This is a genomic window from Streptomyces sp. NPDC032091, from assembly GCF_055580265.1.
Map to the genome: position 1 here is coordinate 155,752 of NZ_JBVILR010000008.1, position 18,692 is coordinate 174,443.

The following is an 18,692-nucleotide window of genomic DNA, read 5'->3' on the forward strand; positions in this document are numbered from 1 at the left end:
TCGCCCGCGCGCGCGGTGGGCCTGCACCTCGTGCCACAGCCGGGGGTCGCCGCCGCGTCCATGGCGCCACCAGGAGGGTGAGGGCCATGAGCGCGCCGCCGTCTTGGGCTGTGCGCGGGACCCGCTGCAACGCGCGTGCCCACGCCCGCCATCAGGGGCCGGCATCACGCGCACGCTCCAACGGCGTGACACCAGTCAGCGGGCGGCGGCCGACGGGGGGCAGCACTGCTTGACCGTGGCGGTCCAGGCTAGAACGGCGGCTCCACGCTGAACCCGCCCGTAGCGGCCCAGGGGTCGTCCTGCTCTCGCTGCTCAGCCGCCTCTCGCTCCTGCTCCCTCTTCCGCCGTTCGGCAGCCGCGCGGCTCTCGGCGATCGTGGGAATGGCATCGAGGGCCGCCGCCGGGCGGCCGTGCCTGATCAGCATGTCGGGCAAGTCATGGTGAACCAAGTAGTGGGTGGAGGAGCGGAGCAGGGCGAGGGCTTCCTCCGTCCGTCCGTCCTGCTCCAACAGCCGCGCCAGCGCGGCGTCCCACTCGCCCGGCTCCCGCTCGTTGAGGGCGGTGGCCTCCGAGATGCCCTCCTTGCAACGGCCTGCCTCGCCCAGCAGCCAGAGCCGCAGGTGGCGGACCTCGTCCGGGTGCTCCTTGACGTATTCGTCGGTTTGACCGTCCAGGAGTTCGAGTGCCCGGTCGGGGCGGCCGTCCTGGACGAGCAGTTCCAGCGCCCACTGGAGGAAGTTCCAGCAGTCGTAGTACTCGTAGGTGGGCCGGCCGGTCTCGACGGCTTCGTCGACCCTCCCCTGGCGGACGAGGAGCCGCATCAGCGCCGCCCGGTCCTTCGGGTGGTCGTGGGTCGCGATCCCCTCGCGCAGCACGTACTCCGCTTCGTCCGCCCGCCCCGCGTCCTCCAGTGCCTTCGCATACACGTCGAGGGCTGAGCGGTGGTCTTCGGCGGCCAGGGCCCCCAGCTCCTCGATCAGGCCCTGCCGGGCGAGGAGCTCCGCGTAGTACTCCGGGAAGTTGACGGGGTGCCGTCGGCCGGAAGCCCTCTCGGCGCGCAGGACCTCGACGGCCTCGTCCGTGCGCCCTGCCCGCTCCAAGACCTGGGAGATCAGGAGCAGCACATGCCACCGGTCGGTCCGGTTCGTCCCGCAGGATCCGCCGCACCGCTCGCACGCCGCGCCTTCGGCACCCTCCATGTGCTCGGCCTCCCGCGTGAGCACGTCCAAGACCAGGTCGTCGTGTCCCCGACCCTCGGTGATCTCGACCAGGCGGGAGCGGAGCCAGTGCTCCCCGAGGCGGGGTGAGAGCACGTCGACGGCCTCCTCTATCCGTCCGGCCTTCGACAGCAGCTCGGCGTAGCGGGCGCACACGTGGCCGTCGCCCAGTTCGGTCGCGTCGGGGCGCACCCGCGCGAGCGCCTTGTCACCATGGCCCTGGTGGATCATGATCTCCGCGGTGAGCCACTCGGCAGGTCGCCAGCCGACCTCTGCGAACGGATCCAGCAACGCCAGCGCCCGGTCGCACTTCCCGGCCGCGCACAACTCCCGGGCCGCCGCGTCCGCGCAGTTCCAGTCGCCACGCTCCCGCGCCGCCCGGACCAGCAATTCCACTTGCCCCAGGTCGAGGAGGGTCCGCACCATACGCGGGTAGACGCCACCGTGGTGCCGCGCCTGCCAGGAAAGATCGTCAATGTTCACCCGGGCACCTTACGCACTGCCACCGACAGCCTCCGCCCAACGGGAGCCGGGACACCGGCAACAACCTCGTACACGGCGATCGAACTCCGCTGGGACAACCCGTCACCAGCCGAAGTCCACAAGGCGGGTCAACCGTCTGCGCGGTATCCGGCCTCTGGCAGGGGTGCACAACCCAGGCCTTGAAATCGGTCCAGCTCCGCTGTCAGAGGTCACCGAGACCTGGAAGTCCGCCCGGCACCGTCCGAACGCCAGGACTCGACAGGGTCATGATCTCCGGCTGGACCGCACAGCAGCCGTCGCCCCCCCCCTCGCTCGCTCGCTCGCCGAGGTACTCCCCCCGGGCGAGGGGCGCGGCTGGTACGTCTACACCGCTCTCCCGCGCCGCTGGTAGAGCACGTGCCGGGACCGTCGGACACGGGTGACGAGCCCGGCCCGGTGGAGGATCTGCAGGTGGTAGGAGACGGTGGCCGGACTCAGGTAGAGACGCTGGGCGATCTCCGTCGTGGAACGCGGTTGGCTCAGCTCGGCCAAGAGCCTTTGGCGCATCGCCCCGATCAGCGGGTGGTCCTGGGCCGGCGGAAGACAGCCGATCTGCGCGGCGGGATAGACGATGAGCGGAGTGCGCGGCGCCGGCGTCCCGGGCGGTTCCCCGGCGCAGAAGAGGGCCCGGTCGACGAAGACGCTCGGTGTGAGGATCACCGCTTCCGCGTCCAGCGTCAGCCGGTGGATGCTGTCCGTGCGGAGGTGGACGAGCAGTTCGCCGTCGCGCCATTCCAGGTTCGGGGCCAGCCGGTTGAGGGCCTCGGCGAGCCCGTACTGGGCGATCTCGGTGGCCCGGGTGGTGACGTCGGCTTCCAGTCGGGCCCTGATGGCCGGCCACGAGGGTTTGAGTGCCTCGTGCCAGAACCGCCCCATCTCGTCGGCGAGTCGGCGTGCGAAGTGCTCCTCCCCCCGGTCGAGGGCCTGCAGGAGCTGCCGCGGCGCCGGCTGGACGGAACCGGGGTCCCAGGAGTGGCCGTTGACGGCCCCCGCCAGCTCGTAGCGGATCCGTTCCTGCGGGGTCGTCGCGATCTGGTGCAGGGCGATGTCGATGTCGGTCAGGAAGGCCGGGGGTTCCGGCCGGAGGAAGTCCGGGGCGTAACCGAGGGGGCCTCCCCCTCCGACCACGGCCAGCAGCCCGAGCCGGTGCCGGGTCAGCGCGTCCGTGGCCCTGGTCCGCCAGGGCGCGGTCAGGGTGCCTGGGCTGAAGCCGACGAGGCGGAGCAGGTCCTTGGCCGAGCCTATCGGTGAGACCGCGAACCTCACGCCCCCCAGCCCCCGGGCACCCAGGCGGATCCGGATCACACGCGTTTCCCCTTCGCCAGTCTCTTCGAAAGAAATCGAATCATTCGACCGGTCAATCGGCCTGGCGTTTCCTGGACTCACCGCACAGACCGGCTGAAAGGAATCCAGGACACATGATCGTTCACAAGAAGCTGGCCGCCGTGGCGACCGCCGTGGCAGCCCTCGCCGTCGGCGCCACAGGCACGGCGTCCGCCCAGGCGGCCGAGCCCGCCGCCCACCACGTGGCCTGGGAGCAGGGCCAGGCGCCCGGCCCCCGGGCGGGCTCCCTCGCCGCGGGCATCTACGTCCGTATCTACAGCCTGTACAAGGCGACTCCGGGCCAGTGCCTGGACGCCGACGCCACCGCCGGCGGCAACGGCACCAAGGTCCAGGTGTGGGGGTGCAACGGCACCGCCCAGCAGGAGTGGCTGCTGTCCACCGACGGCAGCCTGCGGAGCGTGCGGTTCCCGGGCATGTGCCTGGACGCCGACACCAACGGCGGCGGCGCCAACGGCACCCGGGTGCAGCTGTGGCAGTGCAACGGCACCACCCAGCAGCAGTGGTACCACCCCTCCGGGGACCTGGCCATCTACAACGCCCGCTTCAACAACGGCAACAACACCGTGCTGGACCGCGACACCAACGTCACCGGCAACGGCGCCCGGGCCCAGCTGTGGGGCAAGAACTTCCAGTCCCAGCAGTGGTGGGACATCCGGACCGCGTGACGCCTCCGACGCCGCCGGTGCCGGTGCCGGTGTCGGTGCCGGCCGGTGTCGGTGCCCGGTGAACGGCAGTCTCGACACCGAGGGCACACGCATGAACGCAGCGACATGTCCCCGGAGGAAGCTCAGGGCGGGGGTACGGAAACTACGACAAGTGTCGGCCCGGTCCGGCGAATTCGCCGAACGCCGGCGTCCAGCTGATCCTGTACGGCTGCGACAGGGGGGCGGAGCAGCCCTGTAGTGGATGCCCCATCACCGCTCCCCGGGCCTGCTCACGCGAGCAGCTCACGGCTCGGCGCCTACCCGCCCTGCCTCCCACCGTCGTCGGGAACCCGGCGGGCGGGTGGTGATCCCGCTCCTGGTCGCGGCGCTCGGGGATCAGGGCGGGTGTCGGCGCCAGGGCGGTGCTGAGCGAAGCGGTAGTCTCCGATGCTCGGACACCGCAGGGGTCCAGCAGGGGCGGTAGGGGGTAGGGGATGTTGCGGGGCACCGAGGCGGTCTTCACGGAGGAGCACCTGGATGCACCGGTGCTCCTCGACTCGGCGCACGCCGTCGACGCGATGATCGACGCGCTGATTACCGGCGGCCCACTGCGCAACACGGCCCAGCTGATCTGCCTGGATCGCGCGGTGCTGCCGTCGGGCTGGCCGGACCACGAGTTCCAGGTCGGGGTCAGCGCCTGCGGTCGGTTCGGCGTCCTGTCCTACAGCACCGGCAAGGAGGGTGCGTTGGTCCCGGCCGGCGAGGCGACCGCCCCGGTGGCAACCTACATGGTCGTCACCCACCCCCGGGAGTTCCTGGAGCCGACAGAGGTCCCGATCGGCCTGGTGCGCCAGGCCGTGAAGGAGTTCGTCCTGTCCGGCGGACAGCGGCCCACATGCCTTGAGTGGCGCGAAGAGCCCTACTGACCCGGTTTCCGCGGAGGATCAATGGCGGCAGGAATGCGGGTACGTGAAATGGCCGGGCAGCCCAAGGTGTTGATCACGTCATGAGTCAAGGACCAGCACCTCGCCCACTGTCCGACGAAGCCCTCTCCAGCATCCTGGGCCAGCAGCAGTTCGGCACGCTCGCCACCGTCAAGCGCAGTGGCCACCCCCACCTGACCACCATGCTGTACAGCTGGGACCCCGAAGCCCGCCTCGTGCGCTTCTCGACGACCGCCGACCGCGTCAAGGTCGCGCATCTGCGGCGCAACCCGCGTGCGGCCCTTCACGTACAGGGCGGCGACGTGTGGTCGTTCGCCGTCGCCGAAGGCGAGGCCGAAGTCTCCGAGAGCACGGCCGTTCCCGGCGACGCCGTCGGGCGCGAACTCCTTGGGATGATCCCGCGAGCCGCGAAGCCGGAGGATGAGGATGAGGCTGCGTTCCTGGAGCAGCTGGTCGCCGAGCGCCGGGTGGTCATCCGCTTGAAGGTGGACCGGCTGTACGGCACGGCGCTCGACATGGACAGCTAGGACACACCGGGTCCGTGCTGGTCATAGCCCCTCGTCCAGGACTGTGACCAGCACCCTCGCCACATGGCGGCCCAGACTCGTCCCGCCCAGGGGTCCGGCGTTGATCCCCATCTCCACGAGCCGCGGCTTGGCGTGCGGGGTTGCCCCCGCATGCCGGCACCCAGGAAAGGCCTACGCCTGCGCCTTCAGGCTTGCACGGTGGGGCGGACGACGATCTCGCTGACGTCGACGCCTTCGGGTTGTTCGATGGCGTAACCGATGGCGGAGGCTATCGCCGAGGGCGGCATGGCGATCTCGTCCCGCTGGCGGGTCATCGCGGCCGCGGCTTCGGGGCTGGCTCCCTTGCCGATGCCTTCGGTGTGGGTGAAGCCGGGTGAGACGAGTGTGACGCGCAGGTCGGGCCCCGACTCCTGGCGCAGGCCCTCGGTGAGCACCTTGACCGCCGTTTTGGTGGCCGCGTAGACCGCCTGGGGGGTTTTGACGACGTAGGCCGCAGTGGAGCCGACGTTGACGAACTGGCCGAAGCGCTGCCGGCGGAAGATGGGCAGAGCCGCCCCGATGCCGTTGAGGAGGCCGGTGATGTGGGTGGAGACCATGGCGTCCCAGTCATCTTGGCGCAAGTCGTCGAAGGGTGAGACGGCCATCGTGCCCGCGTTGGAGACGAGGACGTCGAGTCGACCGTATTGGCTGAGGGCCGTGTCCGTCAGGCGCCGGAGGTCTTCGCGCCGCGTGACGTCGACGATGACGCCGGTGGCGGTGCCGCCCTTCGCCGTGATGCCGTCCACGACGGCGTTCAGACGGTCCTCGCGCCGGGCTCCCAACACGAGTTGGGCGCCCTTTTCTGCGAGGTAGGCCGCGGTTGCCTCACCGATGCCGCTGCTGGCACCTGTGATCGCGATGACTTTGCCTTGGATGCCCGACATGATCGGTTTCCCTTCTCGGGGTGCTCGCAGGTCAGTGCAGTGACCTACAGTGAACCGGAGGCGTCCCCAGTTATCCTCACCCTAAGTGGGGGCGCATCCGGTTAGCAACCTCATAGGACTTCGAAGGAAGAGGGGATGGCGAGCACTGATGACCGACGGAACGCCTCGGCCGCTGCGGGCTGACGCACGGCGGAACAGGGAGAAGATCCTCACGGCCGCCGTACGCGTCTTCACGACGGAAGGGCTGGATGCGCACCTGGAACGCATCGCCAAGGAGGCGGGCGTGGGCAGTGCGACCCTGTATCGCAACTTCCCCACCCGGGAGGCCCTGATCGAGGCGGTCTACCGCAACGAGGTGGCCCACCTGTGCGATGCCGCCCCCGCTCTGCTCGCGCAAAAGCCGCCAGCAGAGGCCCTGCGCGCGTGGACGCGCCTGTTCCTGGACTACGTCACCGCCAAGTACGGCATGATCGACGCACTGCGCGCCATCGCCGCGACGGGAAGCGATCCTTATGGCCACAGCCGGGAAATGATCCAGGCCGCCATCACCTCGCTCATGGACGCTTGCACGGCCGCCGGGGCGATCCGCACCGACATCCGGCCCACGGACATCTTCGCTGCCCTGGAAGGCATCGCCCTCACCTCGGCGAGGGCCGAACATCGACAGCAAGCGGAGCGCCTTCTCGACCTCACCCTGGACGGCCTCATGGTCCGCCCGTGAGGACTCGTGCGCGGGTCCTTAGGCCAGGGGCGTCGGTTCGCGAGCGCAAGGATCGGGCCGAAGGGGGTGAAGCACGCCTTTGCCGCCCTTGATCCGCCGCGGCAACGGCAGGCGGGACCGGGCAAGGTCGGCCCCAGGTGATTGAAGTGATGCCCACGGGACAGGTGCCGGGTCCCAGCAGGTGAAGCCAGGAAGGAAAAAGTCATGCCTGATCCTCAGGAGAGGAACGACCGCCGGTCGCCTCTGGAGCAGGTGACCGGCGAAAACGATGTATCCCCCCAGGAAGAACGCGAGCGGGGCACGTCTCGGTCGGACGACAAGGGCCGGCTCCAGGACGCGGCGCAAAAGGTCAAAGACGCGGCACGGGAGGTCATGGGCACCGGAAAGCACGAGCCGCCGGAGAGTTCACGCCGATCACCAGGAGATGCGCCGTAGAACGCACCACACCTCGCCGTTCGGGTGACGCTGATCAGCCACTCCCCCGGCCGGCCCGCTGCCGGCGCCCCGGTGATTCCGGTCCTGCCCTGCACGGCTCGTCGCACTGGACGGCGGCGGCCCGTAGGCAGCCAGGCCCCCGGGGGATACGCCGGCCGGGGCCGCATCGAGGCGCATCGAACGACGCGGCTGAGCACGCCCATGGACCAGAAGGCACGGCGCCCAGTGCTTCGATGGGCCCGACGGCCGGAAAGCCCCTCCTTGAGCGCTGACCCGGCCCATGGGCAGGCCGCCGACCGTCGTCCCCGCTCCCGACCCCATGGCAGCTGGGGGCGCCCCGATCATCCGGAAGGCCTCGTACACCGCCGGGCATCCGGTTCTCGGGCGTGACCGGGAACGTACCGGACGTGCTCACCGACGGGTCCCCACTCCCACGCCCAAGGGCGCAGGCACCCTCCGCACACAAACCCACGCCCGGGCTGCCGCGGTGCACACGCTCGTACATGACCGCGCAAAGAAGTTCAAAAGTCTGCATGTCGGGTATTTCGATCCTCCGGGCTACATCCCGGCCTCGCAACGACCAGGCGGTGAGTCGCATGTCCGAATGCAAGATCCCCGACTACCGCACGGGCCACCGCGGCCGCCACTGGACTCATGCTCTGCGCGCCGCCCAAAGGAGCGGAGCCGTCATCGTCACAGACGACACAGGCCAGCCCGTCGCCTATGCACCTGCCCGCACCGGCCCCGGCCGCTTCCGCCCCTGGACCACCCACACCGGGATTCGCTACGACAGCCATGACGTCCACCCCGAATGGTGAGCATCATGGCCAACACGTCACTGGCCATCCGACCCGCCCATCGGCCCCGGACACGGACCCCTGCCCCGGCGTGGGGAGCCGGTGCGGGGTGAGAGACGCCTCTGCGCGCCAGGCGGCGTCGAGGCGGCGGCCCCGGCGCCGGGGCCCGCCCTGCGGAAGCGGGCGGGGGCGGAGACCGGTCGGCCCACTCCGGCCGGCGAGACGCATGCCGTCGGGGGCAGGGCTGCCGGGGGGGGGGGAAGCAGGTTGTGCTCCTGCACGGAAGCGCACTCGGCATAACCGCTGATCTGTCGGCGGGTGGGCAGGGCAGCGGTGGGTACGTTCGAAGGTACGGGGTGCGGCCCTGGCCATCAGAGGCTGCGACGGGGGTCGCACCTCGGCGCCGCGTTTTGCGTGAGGTGACGCCCGACCAAGATCACCCCCGCGTTGGTCCGCACGCCTGCGGCCGCCCGAACCGGCCACCTGCCCCACCACCCGGCTGGCCGACCGGACGGAGACGGCCCGGTGCCTGCGCACCCCGTCCAAACGCTGGCCCACCGCGACGGCCACCGCCTCGTGCCCGGGCCTCATGCAGGCCGGGGTCGGCCCGGTCGCGGTGGGGCGGGTCGCGCGGGCCGTGCTGGTCGAGGCCATCCGGCCGGGGACACCGGGGCCGGTGTTCAGCCAGGCAGCAAGGACGTGGGCGACGGCTGCGGCCGGGGGTGTGGGAGCCGCGCGGGCCGGAGGCGGCGGACCAGCGGGGTAGCGGGGGCGCGGCCTCGGAGGCGATGGCGCCGCCCTCGTCGGTGAGGGTGCCGAGCCCTCGGCTTGCGAGGGCGACACGCACGGGCGCGGGCAGTCCACCGGCCGGAGTGAACGGGGCGGGTGGTGACCAGATCCTGGGCCGCCCCGGAATCGACGGTCACTCCATGTCACGGTAGCTGAGGCGGGTCAGTGCGTTGGGGTGAAGTCATCTCCGCTGGTCAATGGGGGCTTTGACCGGCGTTTCACCGGGGCGGGCGGGTGGCTCCGGTTGCGGCGCGTGACGAGGTGGCGGTGAGTAGTACGGGGCATCCGCCCCGCCCGGGCCGACTCCGGCCACACCAGACGTCATCACCGAACAGGAGCGAGCCGTTGCACCGCATGACCCGCTATTCCGTTCCCGCCGCCCTCTGCGTGACCCTGCTGACCGCGTCACCGGGTATCGCGGCAGTCGCCCGCGGTCCCGAGCAGCCGCCCATCAGCGTCACGGGACAAGCCGTCCCCGGCAGTGACGCGCTGCTCGCACAAGTTCAGTCGCTCGGCGCTGCCGCCGGGGTGCTGGAGCCCGTCACGGGTCTGCTCTCGGCGGTGCTGAAGTCGCCGGACGGTAAGGTGTCGGCGGCCGAACTGGCCGCGGTCAAGGCGAAGATCGAGCCCGCGTTCGCCAACCTGAAGAAGTCCGTCCCCGCGGCACAGGCTCCGGCGAAGCCCGTCGTCAACACCCCGGCGAAGCCCGCCGACCCGCCGGCCGACCCGGCCGCCAAGCCCCCGGTCGCGAAGCCGGCCGACCCGGTGGCGAAGCCTCCGGTCGCGGAGCCCGCGAAGCCGGCGGACCCCGTGGCGAAGCCTCCCGTCGCCCAGCCTCCGGTGGCCCAGCCTCCGGCCGCGAAGCCTCCGGCCGCGGAGCCGGCAAACCCCGTGGCGAAGCCTCCGGTCGCGGAGCCCGTGAAGCCTGCTGACCCGGTGGCCAAGCCCCCGGTCGCCGAGCCCGCCAAGCCCGCTGACCCGGTGGCGAAGCCCCCGGTCGCCGAGCCCGCGAAGCCGCCCGCCGTGCTTCCGGCGGTCGCCCCCAAGTCCGCCCGTGTCGAGCAGGCTTCCGCCGCGATCGAGAAGCTCAAGGGCTCCGTCGACGGCCTGCTGATGGTCGCCGAGAAGGGCGCCCCCACGGCCGACGCCAAGGCCAAGGCCAACATGGTCGTGAGCGACCTGAGTAGCGCGCTGGTCGCCCTGCTCAACGCCCAGAAAGCCCCCACCGACTGAGCGCGGTCTCGCACCGAGCCGTCCCCAGCGTCCTTCGGGCGCTGGGGACGGCTCGCGTCCGCCCTGTGCACCACCACAGCCGCCACCCCGCGAACCACGGCGAAACTCGGCTCTGGTGCCGTCCGGCGAACGCACGCTGTGGACCGTGCCAGTCGGCGTCGATCCGGCCGTGGGTCCAGGGCCGGTGTTCAGCCAGGCCACCAGGACACGGGCGGCGGCATCATTCTGCGCGGTGCGGAAGACGCGGGTCCGAAAAGGGGCGGGCCAGGCGTGGTAGCGGCCTCGGGAGGCGATGACACCGCCCTCGTCGGTGACGGTGCCGATCCCGGCCCGCGAGGACGACCCGCACAGAGCACAGCACACGGCGCACCGCCCGGGCGCGGGCAGGAGTAACGGTCCCCTCCCCCGCATGGCGCGCCGCCGCCGAGGCGGAGCGGCGTGGCTGAACCCATGCCCGAGATGCCTCCCTCTCAGCGCCACCCCGCCCTGGCCAGGGCGGCCCACTGAGCGGGATGCGTCGCGCCGGTCCCGCCGACGGTCACGATCCTGGCTCTTGGCCTGTAGATGAAGGCCTTGCAGCGGGCGCGCATGCCGTCGCGCCGAAGAACGCCGAGGGCTTCCGGCGCACCGGAAGTGGCTGGTCGGTCTCGGTGTCCCGACCGAACGCGAACCCGGCTTGTTCGCCGCCCAGCGTCGCCGCCCGAGCAACTCCGCCACGCCGCACCATCCGCCCACGTGACCCGGGGTGACGGGTCTATCGCGCCCAGCGTCCCAAGGTCGGCGCGGTGCCGATGAGGCACTCGATGTCGGTCGGGAAGCCAGCGAGCGTAGGCGGTCAGACGCAGGTGCCCTCAAGGCAGACCAGATTGTCCTGCCTCTCGCCGACGAGGATGAGCGGGGGAAACCGCTCGCCTCTGATGAGCGCCTGGGCTGCGTCGACGAACGGTGCGTTGGGCACGTCGAACGCCCGCAGCCCTGCCTTGATGCGTGCGGCCGCGTCGGCCGGCCGACGGCTGCCACCCGACAGTTCGACCCAGTAGGAGTAGTCGATGTAGCGCACGCCGGCCGCGTCGTTGGCGGACAGGAGTGCCCTGGTCCACGTGACCTGAGGGGGGAAGTTCTCGAACAGGCCGCGGTTCTCGCCGTACCCGCGCGTGGCAGCGAGCAGAGCGCGGCGTGCGAAGTTCGCACCAGGGTCGGAGAGGTCCGGATGCGTCAGCAACCGCTCGGTCTGCTCGGCTACCGCCACATGGGAGCGGAGGCTCTGGCCCTCTGGCTGGACAGCTCGCCGCTCAAGAAGCAGGCGACCATCTCGTCCTCACTGCTCTTGCCCAGTACCTGCACGACCGTCAGCTTAGAGTCGGCCTCGATCGGCCGGCACCGGCTGGGCAACTCCGTCATTCCGTGCCACCAGCCCGCCTGGATCGGGATGGGGGAGGTGGCCGAGGACACCATTGCGGTTTATGTGCAGCCGGACAGCGGGCGGTGAAGTGTCCGGCGTGCGGCACAGCAGCCTTGCGCTTGCACAGTGCGATCTCGCCCACGAGTTCAGCACCATCGGGACGCCGTCATCAACGGCCTCACCCTGCTCTCGGAGCTCCGGCGCCGTCGAAAGCCAGGTCGCCCGCATCAAGCTCGCCTTGGCTGCCAATCAGGCGATGACGAAGGCGGGCAGACTCTCGTTCTCCAGTGCATGACGGGGAAGGGAAAGACCGAACCGGGTTTCTATGATCGCCAGTGTGTGGCGGTCCCGGTTCCGGTAGGACTCGTCCTCCGGCCGTGCGTACGCACCGTCGGAGTGCAGCACACCGGCCGCCACCAGCTCCGGCAGGAGCATGTCCGGCTGGTCACCCCAGCGCCAGACCTCTTCTCCGATTCCAAAGCTGCAGACGTCCACACCGTCTCTTGCATAGGAGAACATCGGCGGCGGATGGTCCACGGATGGGTCGAGGTGAACCGCCTCCACCCCGTTTCGGGAAACGTCGGCAAGCCGTCCCGCTCCGTCCCCCAGCCCGTATTCAACGGCGTAGGACCACCCACCGTGCGCACCGACGCGTACCACGTCATCGTCGTCCGTCGCCAGGTCGAGAACCATGTACCACGCCTCTGTGTGCGTGATCGGCGAAACAATGGATCCGCGTACGCCCCCCATACGCAACCCCAGCTCCTCCGGCGAGAGACCACGTGCGAAGACCACGCCGTGCTGCCAGTCATCCTGCTCTACAAGCCACTGAATGCCGCCACGCATGATGCCCACCCCCTCCACAGGCTCGTACTCTGCTTTCGCATCACCCTAGCCAGGAGGAGTGACAGGCCCACATGCCCAGGAGTCTGATCTGGTGATCAGTCTCGACCGTCACGAAATATCCGACACAGCCCCGGGGCTCTGACCGAAGCTCCGTGAAGCGTCCTGAAGCCGCTTGTGGCGACCCCGTTGATCACGCGGTCATAGAGCTACGGCATCGGTGTCCGAGGGCCGGGCCTTCTGAGAGTGAGCCGACTCCATGCCGTTCTCGACCCCATGTGTTTGTCAGGACGCGCGGACGCGCGTGTGGAGGGGGTCGAAGGACGCTCGCCTCCTCCTCGGACCCGGCATCCCCATCACGCACCAAGCAATGAGCGTGCTCGGCGGCCGCTCCGTCAGCGTTGGGTTGCCTTCCCGGCCTCGGCTTCGTGCACTCCGGACACGAGCTGTGGTTCGTCCTGTATGTGGCCGACCTCTGCAAGACGGAAATCGGTATTCCCGCCGAGGTGGACCAGGGGCTCAGCCTTGACGAGGTCGACCCGTTCCGGCAGGGCTGCGTGCAGAGGCGGTGCCGAAAGGCCGCGGGGGCGCCGGGCCGGTAGGATGGTGCCATCGGGCACGCGCTGTTCAGCCGCAAGAGCGCGCCGGCAGGTCGAAGCTCGGCGAGAGTACCGGGCGCGTTTCCCGGTCGGCCCGCGCTACACGCAGCGGGATCCGGCCCGCCGACCCCCGGCCCCTTGACTGTCATCGGATGGGCATCGTCATGCCGAACCGGGTATTCCTTCGCTGACACGGGAGTTGGCGCCATGAGCAACATCCTGACCCGGGCCGCGACTGTCGCTTCCGCAGCCCTCCTGGCAACCACCGGTGCCTTGGCAGGCACCGCCCAGGCATCGGCCCTGCCAAGGACCCCGACCTGCCAGGTGACCGACTTGGACCTGGCCGTCGGCGACCCTGACGGCGCCGCGGGCTCGCTCTACTACCCGATCCTGTTCACCAACACGTCGACCCACACCTGCGCCCTGCGCGGATACCCGGGCGTCAGTGTCGTGGACGTACGGCACCGCCAGATCGGCACTTCGGCGATCCGGACCGGCGAGCCGGTGGAGACGGTATCCGTTGCCCCGAGTGAGACCGTGACCGCCGCTCTGCGCACCAACAGCCCGGGCGTGGCGAGCTGCCGGCCGACCGCGACGTACGTCAAGGTCTATCCGCCGAACAGCTTCCAGGCCGAGCAGATTCCCTACCACCTGCGGGTGTGCGGAGCCTTCGAGATAAGCCCGGTGCAGGCCTCTGAATGACCGCCGGAGGGCCCCGCCTACCTCGCTGGCTCACGTACTACCAGCTGCAGGGCCCCCCACCGCCGCGCGGGGCGCGACGACCCCCCTGTGTGCGCCGGGCCGGCGTTGACCGGCGTCCGCCGGACGCTTCATCCGGCCGACGTAGTCCGCCTGGGGCGGCCACCGGCGCCGGGGATGCTCACCGAGGGCGTGGCCAGGTCAGGGTGCGGCATTGTCAGTAGGACGGCCGGACGCGGAACAGCTCGGTCCGCAGCACAGGTGTGCCGTCTACCGGCGCCGGGTTCTCTGCGGTCGGCTGGATGCCTCCGGCGGCGACTTTGTCGAGTGTCGTCAGGCCGTCGGCGTCGACCGTGCCGAACACCGTGTAGTTGGGTCGCAGCGCGGAGTCTCCGTAAACGACGAAGAACTGTGAACCGTTGGTGTTCGGGCCGGCGTTGGCCATCGCCAGCAGGCCGCGCCCGTACAGGCGGCGCGCGCCGGTCGGGTCGGTCGGTGCCGGCGGCAGGTCCACCGGCAGCTCGTCCTTGTACTTGTACCCGGGGCCGCCCTCACCGGTACCGGTGGGGTCGCCGCACTGCAGGACCTTCAGCGTCGGATACGCCGTCAGACGGTGGCACACCGTACGGTCGTAGAACCCGTGCCGTGCCAGGTGCAGGAAGCTCTGGACGGTGCACGGCGCCTTGGCCCGGTCCAAGCTCAGCGGGAGCGGGCCCTGGCTGGTGGGAACGGCCAGGGCGACCGTGCCACGGCTGGGGGTGTGCCGCGGGTCGGGCGGCAGCGGAACGGAGCGTGCCGGCGGCTCGTCGGGGGTCTGGGTGTACTGGCAAGGGCCGTGCGTGGTGCGCGGCGGAGCGCCGTCGGAGGCGGTGGCGACGCCCCCTGCCGACACGACTAACGCCGCGGCCGCGAATGCGCTGGTCAGTACTCGGTTCATCTCGCACGCCTTTCCGATGATCGTCAGGTCCTGAAGCGGTCGCAGTCTAGGGCGTGGGTCCGGTCCGCGGGAATGGTTGGCGGGAGGAGGCCGACGCGGACCGGCCGATGTCCTGCGTGGCGTGAGCGCCGCGCCGGCCGAGTGCCCCTTGGTGAAGGTGCCCGCGCCCTTGTCGCGCCAGCCGGCGAAGAGCACGACGTGGGCATCGCCGGGCCGCCTGCCCCCGTCCGCTATGGCCTGGCGCTCGACGGCTGAGCACCGCGCCCGGCCGCGAGGCCCCGTCCCCGCTGGGTGGCGGGAGCGTCGGCGCACAGGGCGTGGTCGATCAGGGTGCCGGCGGCGTTCTCCTGTTCCAGGATGTGGGCCGGGGTGTCGCCGCGAGCCTCGGACATGGAGACCACGGCGCTTCGCCTGCCGTTGTCGGTGACGCCGTTGAGGGTGATGTAGCCGCCGTCGCCGCCCTCGTGGCTCCAGTAGGTTCCGCCGCAGCTCAGGGGGCGTTCGACGAGGCCCAGGCCGTATCGGCCGTCGGGCCACAGCTGTTGGGCCTCCGCGCTGACGGGGACGGTCCGCTTCATCTCGGCCAGTTGCCGCGGGGGCAGGAGGCGGCCGTCGAGCAGGGCGCGCAGGAAGTGGTTCTCGTCCCGGGTGGTCGTGACCCACGCGAGGTTGTGGTGGTCCACCGGTATCTGGTCGGTGACGTCCACCCGGGAGGTGGGGCCGAAGAGCTGGTAGGCCTGGGCGTGGGGTGGGGGCAGGGCGGGTGAGGTGCCCGTCCACCGGGTCTGGTCGAGGCCCAGGGGGCGCAGGACGCGGTTTTCGATCTCCTGGTGGGCGGGGTGGCCGGTGGCCTTCTCGATGATCATGTCGAGCAGGACGTAGCCGGTGTTGGAGTAGGCCCAGCCCATTCCGGGCTCGAAGTCCGGCGCGTGGGCCAGGGCTCGGGCGAGGAGCTCCTCGGGGCCGTGGACATCGTGGCGTTGTTCGTAGTATTCCTGCGGCGTGGTGTAGCCGGGAAGGGCGTCGTGGACGCCGCTGGTGTGCTGGAGGAGCTGGCGCAGGGTGATGCGCCTGCCGTTGTTGCCCTTGCCCCGCACCAGGTGCGGCAGCCAGTGGTCGACCGTGTCGTCCAGGGACAGTCTGCCCTCGGCTTGCAGTTGGAGGACCACGGTGGCGAGCAGGGTTTTGGCCGTGCTGGCCATGCGGAAGTAGCCGTCGGGATCGACGGGGCGGCCGGTGTCCAGGTCGGCGGTGCCGCTGGTGGCGACCCACTGCCTGCCGTCGGGGTCGATCATCCGGGCCTGCACACCGCTGACCCCGAGGGCGTGGATCGCCGCGGTGTCCCGGCGCAGCCGCTCCGCGGCGGAGGGGCCGGCGGGCACGGCGGCGACGGCCGGGGCCACCTCGGCGGTGAGCAGCGTCGCGACGACGCCGAGTGCCAGGAGCAGACGCTTGCGCAGGGTCGATGTCATGGGTGGACGGTAGATCCACGCTCCGCAGGGGCACGATCCGGCAGGCCCCACGGCCGGACCGGGGGAATACCCCCTCAAGCCGCCCGGTCCGCCCGGTCCGCCCGGTCCGCCCGCGCGGCGGCGGGCGTCGGGGGGCGGTAGCGGGAGACGGCCACGCCGGTCAGGCACAGCAGGCCGCCCAGCAGGGTCAGCCAGGCCGGTACCTCCCCGAGGAGGATCCAGCTCAGGGCGACGACGATGGCCGGGACGGCGTACGTGGTCGCGCCCAGTTTCCCGGCGGGCATCCGCGCGAGGGCGTAGGTCCAGGTGGTGAAGGCGAGGGCGGTGGGGACCACGCCCAGGTAGACCATGTTCAGGGTCGCCGGGAGCGGGGCCCGGGGGACCTCGGCCAGCAGCTGCCCGGTGAACGGCAGGCAGGCGACGGCGCCGGTGAGGCAGCTGTACGTGGTGATCTGCAGGGGCGTCCCGGACGCGAGGGCGGGCTTCTGCGCGACGACGCCCGTCGCGTACGCCACCGCCGCGAGCAGGCACAGCGCCACCCCGAGCAGGGAGGTGGAGCCGTCGCCGCCGGAGGACATCGACAGGCCGACGACCACGGCGCCGGCGAAGGAGACGGCCATGCCGGTGAGCAGGCGCGGCGGCAGGGCCTCGCCGAGCAGGCGCGCGGCCAGGAGCGCCATCAGGATCGGCCCGGTGTTGACGAGCAGGGAGGCGGTGCCGGCGTCGACGAGGCGTTCGCCCCAGTTCAGGGCGACGGTGTAGCCGGCGAACCAGACGACTCCGGAGACGAGGATGCCGCGCCGGGCGCCGCGCGGGGGCAGGCCCTCGCGGCGCATGAGGAGCAGCGTCACGAGGGTCAGCGAGGCGGCGAGCAGTCGGCCGAGGGCGAGCGCCCCCGGCGAGTAGGCGGCTCCCGCGCTGCGGATGGAGACGAAGGCGGACGCCCAGGCGAACACCGTGAAGCAGACGGCGCCGCCGGTGAGGAGGCCGGGGGGCAGGGCACGCTGAGGGGTCTTCATGACCCCGAAGCCTACCCTGATAGTTCGGTGTTCGCCGAAGTGTTTTTTTGGGGGCGAGGTGGTTGCGCGCCCGGCCCCTAGCTCCATGCCGCCGGGGTGAGTCCCAGCAGTTCCCCGAGGGCCTGCTCTCCGGCTCCCGTCACCAGCAGGCCCCGGCCGCCGCCTTCCGGCCGGACCACCCAGCCCGCCCCCAGGGCCCGTGCGCACAGCCGTGCCCCGGCGAGGCCGCCCAGGTGGCGGCGTCGTTCGGTCCAGTCCAGGCAGGAACTCGCGAGCGGGCGCCGCCCCGCCCCGGCCGTGTCGACGCCCGCCCGGCGGCACCAGTCGAGGCCGGCCGCGGTCAGCTCGAACACGGCGTCCGTGCGCAGCAGCCCCCGCTGCTCCATCGCGTCCGTGACCGCCATGCCGAGCCGGCCCGCGAAGTGGTCGTAGCAGGTGCGGGCCCGGGCCAGCGGGTCGGGTGCGGCGACCACCGGGACGACGTGCGGGGCGTCCCGGCCCGGGACGGCGTAGGAGGCCAGTTCGTCCACCAGGCGGGCCGTGGCGGCGTCGGCGATGCGCACGTAGCTGTGGCGGCCCTGGCGTTCCGTCACGCAGATCCCCGCGTCGATCAGCCGGCTCAGGTGCCCGCTGACGGTGGACGGGGCGACCCCGGCGGTCCGCGCCAGCTCGCCGGCGGTCCAGGCGCGGCCCTCCAGCAGGGTCATACAGATGGCGGCCCGGGTCTCGTCGGCCAGGGCGGCTGCCAGCGAGGCGAGGCGTGCTGCGGGGGCCGGGGCGTCCGCCGGTGCGGAAGGCGGTGCAGGGGTGTGGTCCAGATCCATGCTCCCAGGGTGCCTCATCGTTTCGGCGAATGACGAATGATTGGTGCCGGAGTTCCGGTAGCGTGCCCGCGGTCGGGTCAGGGGACGAAGACGCGGCGCCCGTGCCCGTGCCGCGGCCGGTTCGCTGCGGCGGTCAGCTTCGACCCCGTACAGGCGGGCGGCTCGCACCCGGGTCCTTACGAGGCCCGGTCGGCCTTCCATTCGCGGGCGAGCGTCGCGTAGACGTACTCGCTGCCCCAGCGCTCGCCGTCGAGGTCGTTCTCGACGAGGTGCGCCTCCCGGCGCATGCCGAGGCGCTCGCACACGCGCACCGACCCGGTGTTGAGCGCGTCGAGGCGGGCGAAGAGCCGGTGGGCGCCCAGCTCGGTGAAGGCCAGCCCGGCGGTCGCGCGCGCCGCCTCGGTCGCGTAACCCCGGCCGCCGTAAGCAGGGTTGAAGGTCCAGCCGATCTCGATCTGGCGCGCCCGCGCACTCGCGAGCTTCAGGACGATCTCACCGACGACCTTCGCCCCGCCGGCCGGGCAGACGGCGACCACCAGGTCGTCCCCGTCCTCGGTCCACGCCGTGCCCGCCGCGCGGCGCTCCAGGCTCCGCACGCACTGGTCGCGGGTGAGCGGCTGCCGGTAGAGGTAGCGGGCGACTTCGGGGAGGCTCTGATACGCGTACAGATCGTCGAGGTCGTCCGGCGCGAACGCACGCAATATGAGCCGTTCGGTACTGATGGGCAGCGAAAGCAAGGTCATCGAGGCCTCCGGACGACTGGTTTTAGGCAACAGCGCCGATCCAAACCCACTTGTCGGC

18 protein-coding genes and 1 pseudogene are annotated in these 18,692 nt (G+C 71.1%); 9 read left to right on the forward strand and 10 right to left on the reverse strand.

The features are described from left to right. Nucleotides 1-248: 248 nt before the first annotated feature. Nucleotides 249-1,700, reverse strand: coding sequence for a tetratricopeptide repeat protein (locus tag ACZ5NJ_RS15705; RefSeq protein ID WP_468765417.1), 1,452 nt, complete (start codon nt 1,698-1,700; stop codon nt 249-251). 363 nt (nt 1,701-2,063) lie between these two features. Then, nucleotides 2,064-3,044, reverse strand: coding sequence for an ArsR/SmtB family transcription factor (locus ACZ5NJ_RS15710; RefSeq protein WP_468765418.1), 981 nt, complete (start codon nt 3,042-3,044; stop codon nt 2,064-2,066). A 113-nt stretch (nt 3,045-3,157) separates the two neighbouring features. Between ACZ5NJ_RS15710 and ACZ5NJ_RS15715 the strand changes: the two genes are divergently transcribed. From ACZ5NJ_RS15715 to ACZ5NJ_RS15725, 3 genes are all read left to right on the forward strand, one after another. Next, nucleotides 3,158-3,748 carry a ricin-type beta-trefoil lectin domain protein gene (locus tag ACZ5NJ_RS15715; protein WP_468765419.1) on the forward strand — a complete coding sequence of 197 codons (591 nt, stop codon included), beginning with the start codon at nt 3,158-3,160 and terminating at the stop codon, nt 3,746-3,748. Between the two features lie 473 nt (nt 3,749-4,221). Then, nucleotides 4,222-4,653, forward strand: coding sequence for an Imm1 family immunity protein (locus ACZ5NJ_RS15720; RefSeq protein ID WP_468765420.1), 432 nt, complete (start codon nt 4,222-4,224; stop codon nt 4,651-4,653). 80 nt (nt 4,654-4,733) lie between these two features. Beyond that, the gene (locus ACZ5NJ_RS15725) at nt 4,734-5,198 is read left to right on the forward strand and encodes a PPOX class F420-dependent oxidoreductase (protein WP_468765421.1); all 465 of its coding nucleotides are present in this window, start codon (nt 4,734-4,736) and stop codon (nt 5,196-5,198) included. 185 nt (nt 5,199-5,383) lie between these two features. Here ACZ5NJ_RS15725 and ACZ5NJ_RS15730 read toward each other — a convergent pair whose 3' ends face one another. After that, complete coding sequence (locus ACZ5NJ_RS15730) at nt 5,384-6,121, reverse strand: SDR family oxidoreductase (protein ID WP_468765422.1); 738 nt, start codon at nt 6,119-6,121, stop codon at nt 5,384-5,386. A 148-nt stretch (nt 6,122-6,269) separates the two neighbouring features. Here ACZ5NJ_RS15730 and ACZ5NJ_RS15735 point away from each other — a divergent pair, with 148 nt between their 5' ends. The 3 genes from ACZ5NJ_RS15735 to ACZ5NJ_RS15745 all read left to right on the forward strand — a co-directional run bounded on the left by ACZ5NJ_RS15735 (nt 6,270) and on the right by ACZ5NJ_RS15745 (nt 10,096). Continuing rightward, nucleotides 6,270-6,842 (forward strand): TetR/AcrR family transcriptional regulator, encoded by a 573-nt coding sequence (locus ACZ5NJ_RS15735; RefSeq protein WP_468765423.1) that lies wholly within the window; start codon nt 6,270-6,272, stop codon nt 6,840-6,842. A 1,031-nt stretch (nt 6,843-7,873) separates the two neighbouring features. Continuing rightward, entirely contained in the window at nt 7,874-8,095 is a 222-nt protein-coding gene (locus ACZ5NJ_RS15740) for a hypothetical protein (protein ID WP_468765424.1), read from the forward strand. Nucleotides 8,096-9,208: 1,113 nt separating this feature from the next. Next, nucleotides 9,209-10,096, forward strand: coding sequence for a hypothetical protein (locus ACZ5NJ_RS15745; RefSeq protein WP_468765425.1), 888 nt, complete (start codon nt 9,209-9,211; stop codon nt 10,094-10,096). A gap of 835 nt (nt 10,097-10,931) precedes the next feature. Here ACZ5NJ_RS15745 and ACZ5NJ_RS15750 read toward each other — a convergent pair. Further along, nucleotides 10,932-11,318 carry a hypothetical protein gene (locus ACZ5NJ_RS15750; protein WP_468765426.1) on the reverse strand — a complete coding sequence of 129 codons (387 nt, stop codon included), beginning with the start codon at nt 11,316-11,318 and terminating at the stop codon, nt 10,932-10,934. Here ACZ5NJ_RS15750 and ACZ5NJ_RS15755 point away from each other — a divergent pair. Further along, complete coding sequence (locus ACZ5NJ_RS15755; protein ID WP_468765427.1) at nt 11,307-11,585, forward strand: hypothetical protein; 279 nt, start codon at nt 11,307-11,309, stop codon at nt 11,583-11,585. The two genes, ACZ5NJ_RS15750 and ACZ5NJ_RS15755, sit on opposite strands and share 12 nt — an antisense overlap. A gap of 162 nt (nt 11,586-11,747) precedes the next feature. Here the strand turns inward: ACZ5NJ_RS15755 and ACZ5NJ_RS15760 are convergent, their stop codons facing one another. Beyond that, complete coding sequence (locus tag ACZ5NJ_RS15760; RefSeq protein WP_468765557.1) at nt 11,748-12,344, reverse strand: DUF6461 domain-containing protein; 597 nt, start codon at nt 12,342-12,344, stop codon at nt 11,748-11,750. Between the two features lie 383 nt (nt 12,345-12,727). On the opposite strand from ACZ5NJ_RS15760, the pseudogene ACZ5NJ_RS15765 reads away from it, so the two are divergent. Beyond that, nucleotides 12,728-12,841, forward strand: a pseudogene (locus tag ACZ5NJ_RS15765) (type I-E CRISPR-associated endonuclease Cas1e); the annotation flags it as partial. 306 nt (nt 12,842-13,147) lie between these two features. Beyond that, a complete protein-coding gene (locus ACZ5NJ_RS15770) occupies nt 13,148-13,642 on the forward strand; it encodes a DUF4232 domain-containing protein (protein WP_468765428.1) in 495 nt (164 codons plus the stop codon). Nucleotides 13,643-13,856: 214 nt separating this feature from the next. On the opposite strand, the gene ACZ5NJ_RS15775 is transcribed toward ACZ5NJ_RS15770, so the two are convergent. The 5 genes from ACZ5NJ_RS15775 to ACZ5NJ_RS15795 form a co-directional block, all read right to left on the reverse strand. Further along, nucleotides 13,857-14,576 (reverse strand): peptidylprolyl isomerase, encoded by a 720-nt coding sequence (locus ACZ5NJ_RS15775; RefSeq protein WP_468765430.1) that lies wholly within the window; start codon nt 14,574-14,576, stop codon nt 13,857-13,859. A gap of 230 nt (nt 14,577-14,806) precedes the next feature. Then, a complete protein-coding gene (locus tag ACZ5NJ_RS15780; RefSeq protein WP_468765431.1) occupies nt 14,807-16,048 on the reverse strand; it encodes a serine hydrolase domain-containing protein in 1,242 nt (413 codons plus the stop codon). A gap of 74 nt (nt 16,049-16,122) precedes the next feature. Further along, nucleotides 16,123-17,067 (reverse strand): DMT family transporter, encoded by a 945-nt coding sequence (locus ACZ5NJ_RS15785; RefSeq protein WP_468765432.1) that lies wholly within the window; start codon nt 17,065-17,067, stop codon nt 16,123-16,125. A gap of 77 nt (nt 17,068-17,144) precedes the next feature. Beyond that, a complete protein-coding gene (locus ACZ5NJ_RS15790) occupies nt 17,145-17,891 on the reverse strand; it encodes an ArsR/SmtB family transcription factor (RefSeq protein WP_468765433.1) in 747 nt (248 codons plus the stop codon). A gap of 176 nt (nt 17,892-18,067) precedes the next feature. Next, nucleotides 18,068-18,634: a GNAT family N-acetyltransferase gene (locus ACZ5NJ_RS15795; RefSeq protein WP_468765434.1), complete on the reverse strand. Its 567-nt coding sequence runs from the start codon at nt 18,632-18,634 to the stop codon at nt 18,068-18,070. Between the last annotated feature and the right edge of the window lie 58 nt (nt 18,635-18,692).